The organism is Dellaglioa sp. CoH-57-MRSF-18 (assembly GCF_056781995.1).
The window spans coordinates 113885-128780 of the sequence record NZ_JBXAXX010000003.1 but is presented as its reverse complement, the minus strand read 5'-3'; the positions used below and the strand labels follow the sequence as shown (position 1 = coordinate 128780).

The window sequence follows — 14896 nt, the reverse complement described above, 5'->3', positions numbered from 1 at the left end:
TTATATTTAGAGCCAAATTCTTCGTATTCTAGCCTTAAGCTCCCCATTAAATAATTGCTTAATATAATATTGGAAATATCTGCGGATACCATTAGGCCATTTTCCTTCATTATATTTCTTTATATTTTCAATAGACAACTTTTCATCTGTTATAAACTTATTAGGTACAATTAAAAAGCTATGGTCATCATTTGATATTTCAACATCAACTTGCATTTTTCTTTTTTGTAAATGAATATATTCTATCTTTTTAGTTTTAATTTTTCCGTTATCAATATAATTCATTACTAGTTCCCCATCATGCCATCTAAACACTTGATATTGTTTTCCCTCAGAAATATCAAGTGTTATAAATCGAAATGCTTTTACCCAAATATCAGCATAATAGACCTTTTCTTTATATGGATCATATATTCTCATATCTGTGTCGGGCATAAATTTTGCAGTTCCCCAAATTTCATCAAAGTGAGTTGCGTCATCAGTTGTAAATGCCTGCTTATAATTGTACGTCCCTTTTTTATGATGATCAATTTTATATGCATTATTAATTTGATTATTATTTCTATACATTTGAAAATGTCCACGAGTATTTATTTTGTCATATTTTTTTAGTATATCCTCAGATAAAAATTTTTTTAAATCTCCAAATATAGTATCAATATCCACAAATCCCCACCAATCATATCCCGAGATGTCTTCCTCAAATATTTCACCGTAAGCCGGTTTGTAGTCATTCAACTTATACGGATTATTAATTTTTATAGGAAATGTATAATGTGATCTTATTTTCGCTTGAATATCTTTAAAGTTGACTATTTTTATTTTAACATTCGGTATGGTTGTAGATATATTTTGATCAGTATATATTAGAAAATCTATCTCATTATTATATTCCGCTGATTTTAACCATAAATCAAAATAATTTGGTAATTCTCCAAAATATATAGCTATCAATACTATTTTTGTGTTTTTAATCATTGCGAATCCTTTCAATTTATAGACAACATCGCATAATTTAAATTTTAGAATATAAACTATACATAATTTCATTTACATTCTTAATACTATATTTTTTTGATACTTCAATATTGTTTTTAACAATTTTTTCGTATTCTTTATCATTGATGCCTAGTAAATTTTCTATAGCTTTCACAAACTGGGAAATATCAGTAGGATCATCCACTACACACCCGCTGATACCATTTTCTGTGTAATCTTTGATCCCCCCTAAGTAAGTACTTACTAATGGAAGACCAGTAGCCATAGCTTCTAATCCCGCTAGTCCTAATCCTTCTCGTTTAGATGGAAAAAGAGAAAAATCTGCTATATCTAAATATTGTTTAATATTTTCAGAATAACCTGTAAAAATAATCTTTTCTTCTAATCCATACTCTTTCACTTTTTTTTCTAATAAATCTCTTTGATCTCCAACACCGCATATAATATATGTAATATCAATTTTATCTTTCAATTTATTTACTGCTTCTATTCCCACAATATGATTTTTCCGCTTAGATAATTCACCTACAGAAATCATCACTTTACTATTCTTACTTATCTTTAAATCAGTTTTCAATTCATCGATATTAGTTGATTGTTCTCGTAATTGTTCCCATTTTATTCCAACGCCAGGCACATGTAAAACTTCTTTTATACCAAAAGATTTTCCAATTGAGTAATCTTCATTGTTGATTGTTATTAAAATATCCGTATATTTAGATAAGTAACGTTCTATAGGATAAAATAATATCCAATCTTTTTTCGGCCCGCCCTTAAAGAACTGAAAGCCATGTGCCGTATAAACAATTTTAGTTTCTTTATTATTTTTAAAAACTAATCTAGTTAATACACTTCCCATCGGTGAATGGCAATGCACAAAATTATAGGTAGTTGTACTTGCTAATTTTTCAAGCTGATTATATGCTTTTTTATTTGCTTTTATTGAACCAATTCCTCTTAAAAAGTCAATTTGATGACAAATTATATTTTTTCCTTCAAGCTTCTTTTTTAAGGAATTAGCCATATCATCTGGTATAGTTCCAGCGGAATAAAAGTTAGTTGCAACTTCCACATTATATCCTAATTCTTGTAATATTCTGATATTATCCATATTAAATTGTTCAATCATTGAAGCAACCGACGCAACGATTAAAACTTTTTTCATTTCTTATCCTCCATTAAAATTTTCGTTATCGTATTTTCTAATGTAAGTCCTAATGTATATTCGAAAGAGCACTCGCTAATTTTTTTATCATAAACTTTACTACCATATATTTTATTAAAAACACGAAACTTCCTTGATAATAGAGAAATAAGCGGATTAAAAATAGAGATAAAGTATACTTTCTTTCTTAATAATTTCCTTGTTACTTTGATTACATCGCTTGTAGAAACATATTCTTTATTTTGAGGGAAATAAAGGCCTGATGCATCATTAATAATTATCTGTTTGATAAATTCTGTTAATACATCTACATAAATCATACTTCGTTCATTGTTAATACTTGGGAAAATCAGGGATTTCTCAGCTAACTTCAGTAGCCTTGGAAAATTACCCTTACTATTCGGTCCGTAAACCATCGGAGTTCTGATAACAACCGTTTTAAAGTTATCGTCTGCTAATTTTTGAATTTCTACATCTGCCTGTAGCTTACTATCACCATAAAAATCAATTGGGTTCATTATTGTCTCTCGAGTAATTATATTAGTATTTTGTAGTCCATTTTTTTCACCATATACTATCATACTTGATAAAAAAATAAATTGTTTCACTCCCTCAGATTTAGCTTTTTTAGCCAAATTAATTGCGAGATCTCTATTTACTTTATAATATTGATCCTCCATACTCGGATCCGAAGATACATGTGCAATACCCGCAACATTAAGTACTACATCATATAGACCAAAATTTTTTCCTCTCCATTTATCATCTCGAACGCTCATCATATCAACTGATATATCTTCCGATTCTGATTTATTAATCCAGCTTTTAAATGCCCCTCCAATATAACTATGTGCACCGGTTATCAAAACTCGTTTAGTCATCACTCTTACCTTCCTTTACACCATCACTCTTTAAAACTGATGTAATTGTTCCAAAAAAAATTTTTAAATCTTCTGAAAAAGATAAAAGTTGCACGTAATCACCATCAATTTTTGATTTCTCAGCAATAGATAATTCATCTCTCCCACTAATTTGTGCTAATCCAGTTAACCCTGGGTAAACGTTATTAGCGCCGTACTTTTCACGTTCGTTAATTAAATCTTCTTGACTCCAAAGTGCTGGTCGAGGACCAACGATACTCATCTTACCTGTTAAAATATTAATAATTTGTGGTAATTCGTCAAGACTCGTTTTTCGTAAAATTTTACCCGAGCGAGTAATGAAAGCATCCGGATCTTTCAATAAGTGAGTAGGTACATCAGGTGTATCAGTTCTCATCGTCCTAAATTTTAAAATACCAAAGTAGGTTTTATTAATACTTACCCGCTTTTGTACAAAGAAAATAGGGCCTTTCGAATCGACTTTAACAATAATTGCGATAATTAAAAAAATAGGCGATAAAAGTACAAGGCCTACTAAAGAAATAACAAAATCAATTGTTCTTTTAAAATATTTTTTATACATTAACGCATACCTTCCGAATCAATTGAGGGTTCACCATTATGAGTATGTGCATATCTAATAACTTCTTTTTTCAAAGCAGTACCAGTTAACGGCTCTACACTCTTAACAAAACTCATAATTTCATCAATCTTGTATGGTGTTACTTTACCCAAGAAAATTTTTTCAAATACTTGCTCTTGCTGTTTTTCACTACTTACTAATAATTCTTCATACAGTTTCTCTCCAGGTCTCATACCTGACTCAACAATATCAATATCGTTTTCAGTATATCCACTTAATTTAATCATTTTTCGTGCTAAATCAACAATTTTAACCGGTTTACCCATATCTAAGATAAATAGTTCTCCACCTTTAGATAGCGTCCCCGCTTGAATCACTAAACGGCTAGCTTCAGGAATTGTCATAAAGAATCTTGTCATTCTAAGATCAGTAACAGTAACTGGTCCACCTTTAGCTATCTGTTTCTTAAACAGTGGTACAACACTACCACGGCTACCAAGAACATTACCAAAACGAACAACGGCGAATTTTGTATGACCTGGTTCATTCAAACTAGTTACAATCATTTCAGCGAGACGTTTCGTTGCCCCCATAATATTAGGCGGATTTACTGCTTTATCAGTTGAAATCATTACAAATGATTTCACATTTGCAGACTTAGCAGCTTCAGCAACATTTTTCGTACCATAAACATTATTTTTAATGGCTTCAGTTGGGTTAGCTTCCATTAATGGTACATGTTTGTGTGCTGCAGCATGATAGACTATTTCTGGTTTATATTGTGCCATTAAGTCAAAAATATGTGCCCGGTCTTGAACATCCGCAATAATCGGCACAATTTCAATTTTCCCAGCATAAAGATTTTTTAATTCTTGATGAATCAAATAAATTGAATTTTCTCCATGTCCTAGTAAAATTAGTCGTTTAGGACCAAATTTGCTAACCTGTCGACAAATTTCTGAACCAATAGAGCCACCCGCTCCTGTAACTAAAATTGTTTTACCATATATTTTGCTTTCAATCTTAGCCATATCAAGTTTAATCTCTTGTCGACCCAGTAAATCAACAACGTCAATCTCATGCATTTTTCTAGAATCACTATTGTCTTCTAACATATCTTCAAAACTTGACATGCGATTAATTTTAACTTTTAGAGGATTTAAAATATCTAACAAGTCCTCGTAATTATGGGGACTTAATGAAGGAATAGCAATTGAGACCTGTTCAACATCGTATTCTTCGACAATCATTGGAATTTCTTGGAAAGTTCCCAAAACTTTCTTACCCATCATCCACATTTTTTGTTTTTGAATATCATTATCGACGTATCCAATAACATTCAAGTCGGCATTATCTCTTTGTATTCTTTCCATTAAAGCTTCTGCGCCATCCCCTGCACCGACTATTAATGTTGTAATTAATGTTTCTGATTCTTCATTATTAAAGATATTTTCAACAAGATAGCGCCATGCAAATCGGCTGCCACCAATAAAAAGGAGGGCCAGTAAATAAGTTAATATTCCAAAACGAATACTATAATTTGAACTTATGAAAAAATAACTAATATTACTAATAACTGCTGTAATTGTTATTGCAATAAAAATTGCAATTATTTCTTTAAAGCTAGCATACCTATTAATTTTAGAAAAGAGGTTTAATGAGTATCCAATTATTAGGTATAAAATCAAACATATACACCCAAATTCCAATAAATCAGAGTTACTAAAACTAATATACGGCCCTAAAAATAACCTCGATAATGAAATTGAAACTACCCAAATCAAACTATCCAATCCAGTTAAAACAACCTGTTTACTTTTCCTAGTCACCTATAATCCCTGCTTCCTTAAATTATCCTACGTCTACTTAATTATTATTTATAATAGCCATAATACCCACCATAATAACCTGACTCATCACTACCTGAAACATCATTCAAAATCGTCCCAATGATTCTTGCATGAACGGTATCTAATAATTCTTTTGCTTTCAAAACGGCACCTTTATTTGCCACACCTTGTCTCACAACTAAAATTGTACCATCAACTTTTGTTGCAACAATTTGTGCATCTGTTACAGAAATTAATGGTGGTGTATCGATGATAACCATATCCATTTGTTCAGCGACAGCTGTAATTAAAGAATCCATCCGTTTTGTATTCAATAATTCTGAAGGGTTCGGTGGAGTAGGACCTGCAGGCATAACATATAAATTTTCAATTGGTGTTTCTTCAACTGCTTTTGCAACATCAATACTTTTTTCAGTCAAACAATTTGTAAGCCCGGTTTCATTACTCAAACCAAAAGTTTGATGCGCAGTTGGTCTACGCATATCGGCATCAATTAACAATACTTTCAGTCCTTGATTAGCATATGTTACAGCAAGATTAGTTATAACTGTTGACTTGCCTTCTGATGGACCTGATGATGTCGCCATAATAACTTTCATTTCTTTATCAACACTTGAAAATTGGATATTCGTACGTACAGTCCTAAATTGTTCTGCAATCGTTGATGTTGGTTGAGTAACAGTAATTAATCCAACACCGTTATCAATACTATCAGTTGATAACTTTTTATCTTTTTTTAATAAACTCATCATTCAATAACCCCTTATCTATTTTAATTAGTATGCTTTCTTTTTCTTGGTGTTGATTGTCCAAAAAGTCCTTGACTCTTATTAGTTTCGTCAATATGGTTAATCATACCTAAGTTTGAAAGACCAAGATCTGTCAAAAAATCAGCGTTTTTAACTGTTTTATCAAAAAGTTCTATTGCGAATGCAATCCCAATTCCGATAAGCCCCCCTAGTAACAGACCTATTAATACATTCATCTTTTTATTAGGTGATACTGCATTAGGTTTTGCAACTGCATCAGCAACAATTGTTACATTATTAACTTTCATCACTTTTTTTATTTTATTTTTAAACGTATCAGCAACAGAGTTTGCAATATCAGCCGCGCGATATGCATTAGTATCTTTAACAGTTACACTAAAAACCTGTGAATTTTCTTGATTTGATATACTTATCTGATTTTTTAAATCATCACTCGTACCAACGAAATTATCTTTTTTAGCAATTTCTTTTCTCACAGGATCTAGTACAATTTTATTTTGAATAATGTCTTTATACGTATTAATCATTTGGACATCTGCTTGCTGTGTATTGTAAGCAGCCCCTACATTATTGGCAGTTTCTGTTCTATTAACTAATATTTGAACAGTCGAGTTATATTTTGGCGTCATAAAGAACATGGTTACAAAAAATGCTAATAGTGCCCCCGCAATTATTAACCCAATAATTAATTTAAGATGTTTCTTTAAAATGCTAAAAACTTGTTCAAGATTGATTGTCTCTTCCATTGATATAATTCTCCTAGTCTAAGTCTAATTGTTTTCTGATCATGTTGGATACTTTCGTTACTTGTGCTGATGGAACAACTTCATACGACACACCATTTATCATTTGTGATTGTCCTTGAAGTTGAACATCTTTAATTGTGCCTATAGCACTACGATACTGAGTCACTATTTTTTTCATATCAGAAAATTTCAAATTTGTTTTCATATTGCTCTCAAGTACACTCAAAATTGCTTGATAATTTGTGACACCATCAATAGAAGCTATTTTTTTACCTAATTCAGTCACAACCGAGCGTTGTCTTTTTTGACGCCCGTAATCACCATTAGGATCAGAATGTCTCATTCTAGAAAAGTCTAAAACATTACTTTCAGTTAACTCAATATCACCTTTTACGTATTGATGCCTTCCCGCTGAAAAAGCAAATGGATTATTGACCGTAATTGGACCAACGGCACCCGTTAATTCTTCCAGGCCCTTCATATTCATCTGAACATAGTAATCAATTGGAATATTTAAATAGTTTTGAATAGTATCCATCGCTAAGGAAACATCCCCATAAGCATATGCAGCATTTAATTTATTATCTGTCCCGTGACCTGTAATCGGAATCTTCGTATCACGAGGTAAACTCGTTAATGTCGTCAAGTTTGTTTTAGGATTAATTGTCGCAACCATCATTGTATCCGATCGACCTTGATCTGTTCTCCCATCTTCGCCCGTATCAACACCCAAAATTAAAACTGAGAAAGGCGCCTCTTTATCAAGAGAGACACTCCCGGTTGTTCGTTTACTTTTAACATTTACTTTTTGATATGTATTATCTACAACGTCTTTTGCATCTAGATAAACCTTCGCCATCAACACACCACCAATAACCAATAGTGCGGCAACGACGATTCCGACACCAATCCCCCATTTTTTCAGTGTACTCATTTTTTTCTTTTTATGATGATGCTTCTTGTGGCTACCTTGGTGTTTAATATTATCTTCACTCATAATTAATTACCCCTAAATTTTTTAGATGTATACAATGACACAATAATTTATTATACATGTTACCAGACTTAAATGAAACTTAAAATCGTTTGTCTAATCATTGTTTAATCTTATTGTCAACTGATATGATATTCTAAACATTTTGACCACGCTTTCAAAGTTGTAGTGCTCTACACTTTTAATTATACGTTATATTTAAAAGTATTATATTTCATTTTTAATACAGAAAAAGAACATCATTAATTATGTTCTCTTTTTGAAGTCCCTATTACTTGTTAAAACTATATCATAACTTAATTTCTTTTTTATAATCAGTGATTTTTATAAAAACAGCACTAACGCAACTAATTATCCAAGTGGCTAGAACGATGATTAAACTAATTCTTGTTATTATTTTCGTATGATAACCAATGACTAACCTATTTGTACCTATTTTAGTTGCTTTAACGGTTGGACTACCCATAGTTGACAAGGTCATTTTTTTAGGATCAAGGCTATTACCATTTAATTGAACAGTTGAATTATTATAGACTATCGCGGGTAAAGAAATCTCATTTCCTTTTTTTGTTGCGTTCCAACTCAGACTTAACTTTCCTTCACTATTAATCGTTTTACTTACTTCATCTTTATTTTTTTTCATGTCTAATCGATAATCATGATAAGGACGTTCACTTAATACTCGATTATTAGGTAAATAGTCTGGCGATGCCTTGGTAATCAACTTTAAACCATCATCTAGATTTGAACTCATAAATGCTTTGGTAATCTGTTCGTTACTCGTATTATCTGCGATATCAACATTATTGGGAGAAACTATCGACTGATTAGTATGCCATGCTTCATTACTTTTTTGAATTTCTAAATACGATTGTACTCCGACAACAAGACCTCCAACAATTAAGAATAGATCAATATACTTCCGATAATTTTTAAATGAACTACTTGATAGTGTTGCACTAAAACCCGCTAATAATAAAACTACAGCGAACCCTTCAAAGCGACGTGGGTATTGCAAGAAACTTTGTATTGATGGGATAACCTGGGCTAAATCCGTCCAAGGAACTAATTTTGACGTTAAGACTAAGAAAACTAAACCTAAACTAGTTACTACTTTATTAGTAACCGTAAATTTTGCTTGTTTTATAAACAATAAACTAATTTGTACTACAAATATGAAGCTCATAACCAAACCAATTTTAGTAAGCGTTGGCCCCCCCATCGATAAATTCATAGTTGAATTGGACATCATCACATTAACGTGCGGTGCGTATAATTTATTGTTTGCGAAAACATCTAACATGGCACCCCAAACATTAAATGTCAGAACTAACGATAATAACCCCGCCCAAAAACAGGTTAATAATAGTTTCGATTTTTGATTCGTTTGAATAAAACCAACTATAAAAAAAACGAATAGGACACCAATCGACATCAAGGCACTTAAAACATGTACCTGTATCATTACCGACATGGTTAACGCTAAGGGTAGAATTCGCAATCCTTCTGCGTTATTTTTGATCATTTTAACACCCATTAAAACAACTAGTGGCACTAGCATGATACCCCAAGCCATAAAATTTTGCTCAGTTGACCATCGCGCAATCCACAAGCTACCCATAAAAAGAACAGCCATTAATAGTGAGATATCTTTGGTCGAAGTTATTTCTTTAGCTAGTAAATACATTGAGTAACCACTAATAAAGAAAATTAAAAAAGAAGAAATAACCTGAAAATTAAACCAACTATGTACGAGTAGTAGCAACCCACCTAGCAGATAAGCAAATCCAGGCCCATACACAGCATTGATAATCCGACCACTTTGTTGAAACCCGTAATTTGTTTGGAAATAGTTAAAATTGCCTGTTTTAAATTGCATATAGATATCGTAAATACGATTAAAATGAAATAAAGAATCAGAACCTAAAACTAAACTATGTGCGAGTATCTGAGGTAAGACTAAAAACAAGCTCACACTAAACATAACAATAAATACACCGACATGATTTTTTAAATTAATCGACTTATTTTTCAATTAACTTACCTCCCCTAACGATTTATAATATTTTATTTTTTCTTACTAAATCGACTTTTATATTGCTTAAATAAGCTATTTAGCTGAATAGATTGTGCTTCAACTTCACCATGTCGAACAATAGCAATCGATGCATTAAGAACAGCACCTAGCATGATTATCCATGCCCCAAAATCCAGCCAGAATAACATAATCATTACTGTTCCGATTGCACCATAACTACTAAAAGCGCCACCGAAATACTGCACGTATATCGAAAATACTTGGGTCAATAAAATCCACCCAATGGTTGTCAAAATTGCCCCTGGTAAAACTGCCCTGAACCTAAGTCTTGCACTAGGTAATATCCGATAAAGTAATAAAATAATAATAAAAATACCGATTAAGGCGACAGGCCATTTAACCGTGGTAATCACAGTTAAAAATTCTCCCGGCAAATGTAAAATGGGTGTCAACACCTCAACTACTATTTGACTGAACCCAAAGAACAAAATAATAGCACCTAAGGAGATAACTAACCCAATCGTTAACACAAACGATACAATTCGCCCAACAATTGGATTTTGCTTCGTTTCAACACTATAGGCATGGTTGAAACTTTTCTTCAATGCATTAATCCCCTTACTTGTCGTCCATAACGTTACGACAGCACCAATTGACAATAATCCACCATTTCCATTTTTCAGAAACGATTCAATAAACGGTGCTAAAATGCTATATATCGCGGATGGCATCACAACTTTTACATATTCTAAAATAACGGACACCTTTAAATGAAGCATTGGTATTAAATTACCAATAAAAATAATTGCTGGAAAAATCGATAATAACGTATAGTACGCAATAATAACCGAAGAATTACTAACATCGGCATTAATAAATTGTGTTTTAAATATTTTAATAAACTGAACGAACTTACTTTTCATACGATTCCTCCGCGAAATACATCTATATAAGAATAAATTGTATCACATTTAGACAAAAAAATAGATTGAGCATTTAAAATCAGCCCAATCTTCTAATTTTATTATAATTTTTTAGATAACTCTTTAATGTATTCTCTAAGTTCATCCTTAACTTCTGGATGTTTCAAACCAAAATCAATACTTGTTTTTAAATAACCGAATTTATTTCCAACATCATAACGATCACCTTTAAATTCATGCGCGAATACACGTTGCACTTTATTTAAACGATCAATAGCATCAGTCAATTGGACTTCATTACCTTCACCAGGTTCTTGTGTTTCTAACATCCCGAAGATTTCTGGTGTTAACAAGTAACGACCAATAATAGCTAAATCACTTGGTGCTTCATCAACAGCTGGTTTTTCAACAAATTTTTCAACATCATATAGCCCTTTTGACACTTCACTTTGTGGTGCAATAACCCCATATTTTGATACTTCTTTATGTGGGACTTCCATTACAGCCAATGTTGAAGCATGTGTTTCTTCATAGCGATCCATCAATTGTTTTGTTAATGGTACCTTATCTTGCATGATATCATCACCCAACATAACAACAAAGGGTTCATCACCAACAAAGTCTTTAGCCATTAAAACAGCATCCCCTAAACCTCTAGGATGTGACTGGCGAATAAAGAACAAATTAATATCAGTTGTTTGCTCAACCATTTTTAATTGTTCTAATTTACCTTTAGCTTTAAGATTAGCTTCCAATTCAGGTACTGAATCAAAATGATCTTCAATTGGGCGTTTCCCTTTACCCGTAACAATTAAAATATCTTCAATCCCTGCTGCTTTAGCTTCTTCAACAATGTACTGTATCGTTGGTTTATCCACGATAGGTAACATTTCTTTAGCCATTGCTTTTGTTGCTGGTAAAAATCTAGTTCCCAAACCTGCTGCAGGTATAATTGCTTTTCTAACTTTCATAATTAACTTCTCCTTTTTTTCTTTATACGATATACAAAATCCCATTAATTTATCTCAAACTCTACGAATATTACAATTCTATCATGAATCCGCTACATTATACAAAAAAACTGCTAAACAATTAAGTTAGCAGTTCATTGTAGCTATCTATTTTATAAATATTTCGCATCAAATTCTGGATCTTGAGAGGTTAAAATCTTAGGACCATCTTTTGTGATAACAATAACATGTTCATATTGACACGACAAACTACCGTCAGCAGTTCTTGTTGTCCAACCGTTAGGATCATCACTTTCTGATTCCCAACCGCCAATATTAATCATGGGTTCAATAGTAATTGTCATCCCTTCTTTAAGACGTAATCCTTTACCAGCTTGACCATAATGAGGTACGGAAGGACTTTCATGCATGGTAGGTCCAATGCCATGTCCAACGTATTCGCGAACATCACCATAGCCCATTTGGTCTTCAGTATAAGTTTGGATAGCATGACCAATATCACCAATACGGTTACCAATAACGGCTTGATCAATTCCTAAGTAAAGGGCTTTATGCGTTACTGCCATTAATTTATCAATTTCTGGTGTAGATTCACCAACAACATAACTCCAACAAGAATCGCTCATTGCGCCATGTAAACTAACAACTGTATCTACTTTAACTAAATCATTATCTTTTAAAATTAACCCTTTACGTGGGAAAGCATGACAAATTTCATCATTAATGCTGACACAAGTCGCATATTTATAGCCTTCAAAGCCAATTTGTTCAGCAACACCACCATGGCTTTCAATATACTTACGTGAGAAAGTTTCAATTTCCCAACTAGAAATACCTGGTTTTATAATATCTCGTAATCCCTTATGCATCCCTGCAATAATAGCACCTGAAGCACGCATTTCTTCAATTTCGCGTTCTGATTTTAATGTGATCATTTAATTTGTTTCCTCCTATAATAAATAATTCTTCTCAACTATTATACCGCAATTGTATAGAATTTGTTACGAGATACTCAATTCCTTTCACAATCGTTTTTTTATCTGATATACTTTAACTACTATTTTAATATGGAAGAAGGAATTTAGTTTGGTTTCAGCTAAAGTTATTTTTGCAACAATTACAGGTAATAATGAAGACATCGCTGACATTATTACCGAAGCATTTGAAAATTTAGGTGCAACAGTTGAGATGGAAGAAATCTCACAATCAGATGCATCTGATTTAACTAACTTCGATATCAGCGTTGTCGTTCCTTATACTTATGACGAAGGCTCACTTCCTGATGAAGGCATGGACTTTTATGAAGACTTACAGGAGCTTGATTTAACCGGTAAATTATTCGGTGTTGCCGGTTCTGGCGATACATTTTATGGTGAGTTTTTTGGAACTGCTGTTGATAAGTTTGGTTCAGCTTTCGAAGAAGCAGGCGCAACAAAGGGTTCAGCTAATCTAAAAATCGATTTAGCACCTGAAGAAGAAGATATCACTAAATTAGAAGCTTTTGCTAAAGAGCTATTTGATAAAGTAACTAGCAGTGAAAACTAGTCATGAATAAAATAAATGAATTATTTCATAAACATTATGCCCTAATTTCGTATTTAATTTTTGGTGGTCTAACAACCCTAATTAACATCGTTACTTTTGTTGTTTTCCAATCATACCTTAGTGTAAATTATCAATTTGCAAACGTAATTGCATGGTTTGTTTCGGTTGTTTTTGCATTCGTCACTAATAAGCTTTGGGTATTTGGCTCAAAGAACACTCATGTTTCAGGTTTAATACGTGAAGTTTTATCTTTCTTTGGCTTTAGACTTCTATCATTAGTCATTGATCAATTAATTATGACAATTGGTGTTTCTGTTTTACACTTAGATGCATCACTCGTTAAGTTATTTGATCAAATTTTCATCGTTTTAATTAATTATATTTTTAGTAAGTTATTTATTTTCAAAAAATCATAAAATAAAATTCAGTAAATTCATCCTAGGGGGCACTTTATTTATGACAACCAAAGTTCTTTCAATCGTTGTGCCATGTTACAACGAACAAGAATCTATTCCGCTTTTTTTTGATGCGGTTGAAAAGGAGTCTATCAATTTACCAGATATCCGATTAGAATATTGGTTTATTAATGATGGTTCATCTGATAACAGCCTCAAAGAAATGCGCCAATTACAAAAAGATCATCCAGCAACAGTCCATTATGCTTCATTTTCACGAAATTTTGGAAAAGAAGCTGCTTTATATTGTGGCTTACAAAAAGCGACTGGCGATTACGTAACTGTTATGGACGTTGATTTACAAGATCCAACCAGCTTTTTGCCTAAGATGTTAGCTATTTTAGAAGATCCAGAAAATGACTACGACTGTGTGGGGACACGTCGGACAACTCGTCAAGGTGAACCTGTGATTCGCTCTGCATTCGCTACTCTTTTCTACAAATTAATAAATCGCATCTCAGATACTGAGATTGTTAATGGTGCCCGCGATTATCGCTTAATGACCCGTCAAATGGTTGATGCTGTCTTATCAATGTCAGAATACAATCGTTTTTCAAAAGGTATCTTCAGTTGGGTTGGTTTTAATACGGAATACTTAGAATACACAAATCAAGAACGTGTTGCTGGTAAAACAAGTTGGAATTTCTGGGGCTTATTCAAATATTCATTAGACGGTATCATAGCCTTTTCAGAAGTACCTCTTTCAATTGCAACATTTGTTGGTTTCCTATCATTTGTTGGCTCTCTTTTTGCAATTATCTTTATTATTATTAGAGCGTTACTCTATGGTGATCCAACAGCTGGCTGGCCATCAACGATTTCAGTTATCTTAATGATGGGTGGCATTCAATTGTTTTGTATTGGGATTCTTGGTAAATACTTAGGTAAAATTTTCTTAGAAGTCAAAAACAGACCCGTCTATATTATTAAAGAATCAGACGTCTTCAGTTCAAAAAAGGATTAATTATAGGGGGAT

Annotated in this window: 15 protein-coding genes; 3 read left to right on the top strand and 12 right to left on the bottom strand. The window is 32.5% G+C overall.

What is annotated here, in order from left to right; genetic code table 11:
- Positions 1-6: 6 nt before the first annotated feature.
- The 12 genes from AC1RPG_RS04365 to map all read right to left on the bottom strand — a co-directional run bounded on the left by AC1RPG_RS04365 (position 7) and on the right by map (position 12855).
- Positions 7-978 carry a DUF6625 family protein gene (locus tag AC1RPG_RS04365; protein WP_481761539.1) on the bottom strand — a complete coding sequence of 324 codons (972 nt, stop codon included), beginning with the start codon at positions 976-978 and terminating at the stop codon, positions 7-9.
- Between the two features lie 37 nt (positions 979-1015).
- The gene (locus AC1RPG_RS04360; protein WP_481761540.1) at positions 1016-2164 is read right to left on the bottom strand and encodes a glycosyltransferase; all 1149 of its coding nucleotides are present in this window, start codon (positions 2162-2164) and stop codon (positions 1016-1018) included.
- A complete protein-coding gene (locus AC1RPG_RS04355; protein WP_481761541.1) occupies positions 2161-3045 on the bottom strand; it encodes an NAD-dependent epimerase/dehydratase family protein in 885 nt (294 codons plus the stop codon). The genes AC1RPG_RS04360 and AC1RPG_RS04355 overlap by 4 nt, the downstream gene beginning before the upstream one ends.
- Positions 3038-3628, bottom strand: coding sequence for a sugar transferase (locus AC1RPG_RS04350; protein WP_481761542.1), 591 nt, complete (start codon positions 3626-3628; stop codon positions 3038-3040). Before AC1RPG_RS04350 ends, AC1RPG_RS04355 begins: the two co-directional genes overlap by 8 nt.
- Positions 3628-5457, bottom strand: coding sequence for a polysaccharide biosynthesis protein (locus AC1RPG_RS04345; RefSeq protein ID WP_481761543.1), 1830 nt, complete (start codon positions 5455-5457; stop codon positions 3628-3630). The genes AC1RPG_RS04350 and AC1RPG_RS04345 overlap by 1 nt, the downstream gene beginning before the upstream one ends.
- Positions 5458-5501: 44 nt before the next feature.
- Positions 5502-6227, bottom strand: coding sequence for a CpsD/CapB family tyrosine-protein kinase (locus AC1RPG_RS04340; RefSeq protein ID WP_481761629.1), 726 nt, complete (start codon positions 6225-6227; stop codon positions 5502-5504).
- 23 nt (positions 6228-6250) lie between these two features.
- Positions 6251-6994, bottom strand: coding sequence for a YveK family protein (locus AC1RPG_RS04335; protein ID WP_481761544.1), 744 nt, complete (start codon positions 6992-6994; stop codon positions 6251-6253).
- A 13-nt stretch (positions 6995-7007) separates the two neighbouring features.
- Positions 7008-7991 carry an LCP family glycopolymer transferase gene (locus AC1RPG_RS04330; RefSeq protein WP_481761545.1) on the bottom strand — a complete coding sequence of 328 codons (984 nt, stop codon included), beginning with the start codon at positions 7989-7991 and terminating at the stop codon, positions 7008-7010.
- Positions 7992-8277: 286 nt separating this feature from the next.
- Positions 8278-10023 carry an MFS transporter gene (locus AC1RPG_RS04325; protein WP_481761546.1) on the bottom strand — a complete coding sequence of 582 codons (1746 nt, stop codon included), beginning with the start codon at positions 10021-10023 and terminating at the stop codon, positions 8278-8280.
- A gap of 32 nt (positions 10024-10055) precedes the next feature.
- On the bottom strand, positions 10056-10949 hold the full coding sequence (locus tag AC1RPG_RS04320; RefSeq protein WP_481761547.1) for a YihY/virulence factor BrkB family protein: 894 nt from the start codon (positions 10947-10949) through the stop codon (positions 10056-10058).
- Between the two features lie 101 nt (positions 10950-11050).
- Positions 11051-11920, bottom strand: a complete 870-nt coding sequence (gene galU, locus AC1RPG_RS04315) for a UTP--glucose-1-phosphate uridylyltransferase GalU (RefSeq protein ID WP_481761548.1) — start codon at positions 11918-11920, stop codon at positions 11051-11053.
- A gap of 152 nt (positions 11921-12072) precedes the next feature.
- Positions 12073-12855, bottom strand: a complete 783-nt coding sequence (gene map / locus AC1RPG_RS04310) for a type I methionyl aminopeptidase (protein WP_409022111.1) — start codon at positions 12853-12855, stop codon at positions 12073-12075.
- Positions 12856-13006: 151 nt separating this feature from the next.
- Between map and AC1RPG_RS04305 the strand changes: the two genes are divergently transcribed.
- The 3 genes from AC1RPG_RS04305 to AC1RPG_RS04295 are packed head-to-tail and all read left to right on the top strand — an operon-like array spanning position 13007 to position 14884.
- A complete protein-coding gene (locus AC1RPG_RS04305; RefSeq protein ID WP_481761549.1) occupies positions 13007-13465 on the top strand; it encodes a flavodoxin in 459 nt (152 codons plus the stop codon).
- 2 nt (positions 13466-13467) lie between these two features.
- Positions 13468-13881, top strand: coding sequence for a GtrA family protein (locus tag AC1RPG_RS04300; protein ID WP_481761550.1), 414 nt, complete (start codon positions 13468-13470; stop codon positions 13879-13881).
- 40 nt (positions 13882-13921) lie between these two features.
- Positions 13922-14884, top strand: coding sequence for a glycosyltransferase family 2 protein (locus AC1RPG_RS04295; RefSeq protein ID WP_481761551.1), 963 nt, complete (start codon positions 13922-13924; stop codon positions 14882-14884).
- Positions 14885-14896: the final 12 nt, after the last annotated feature.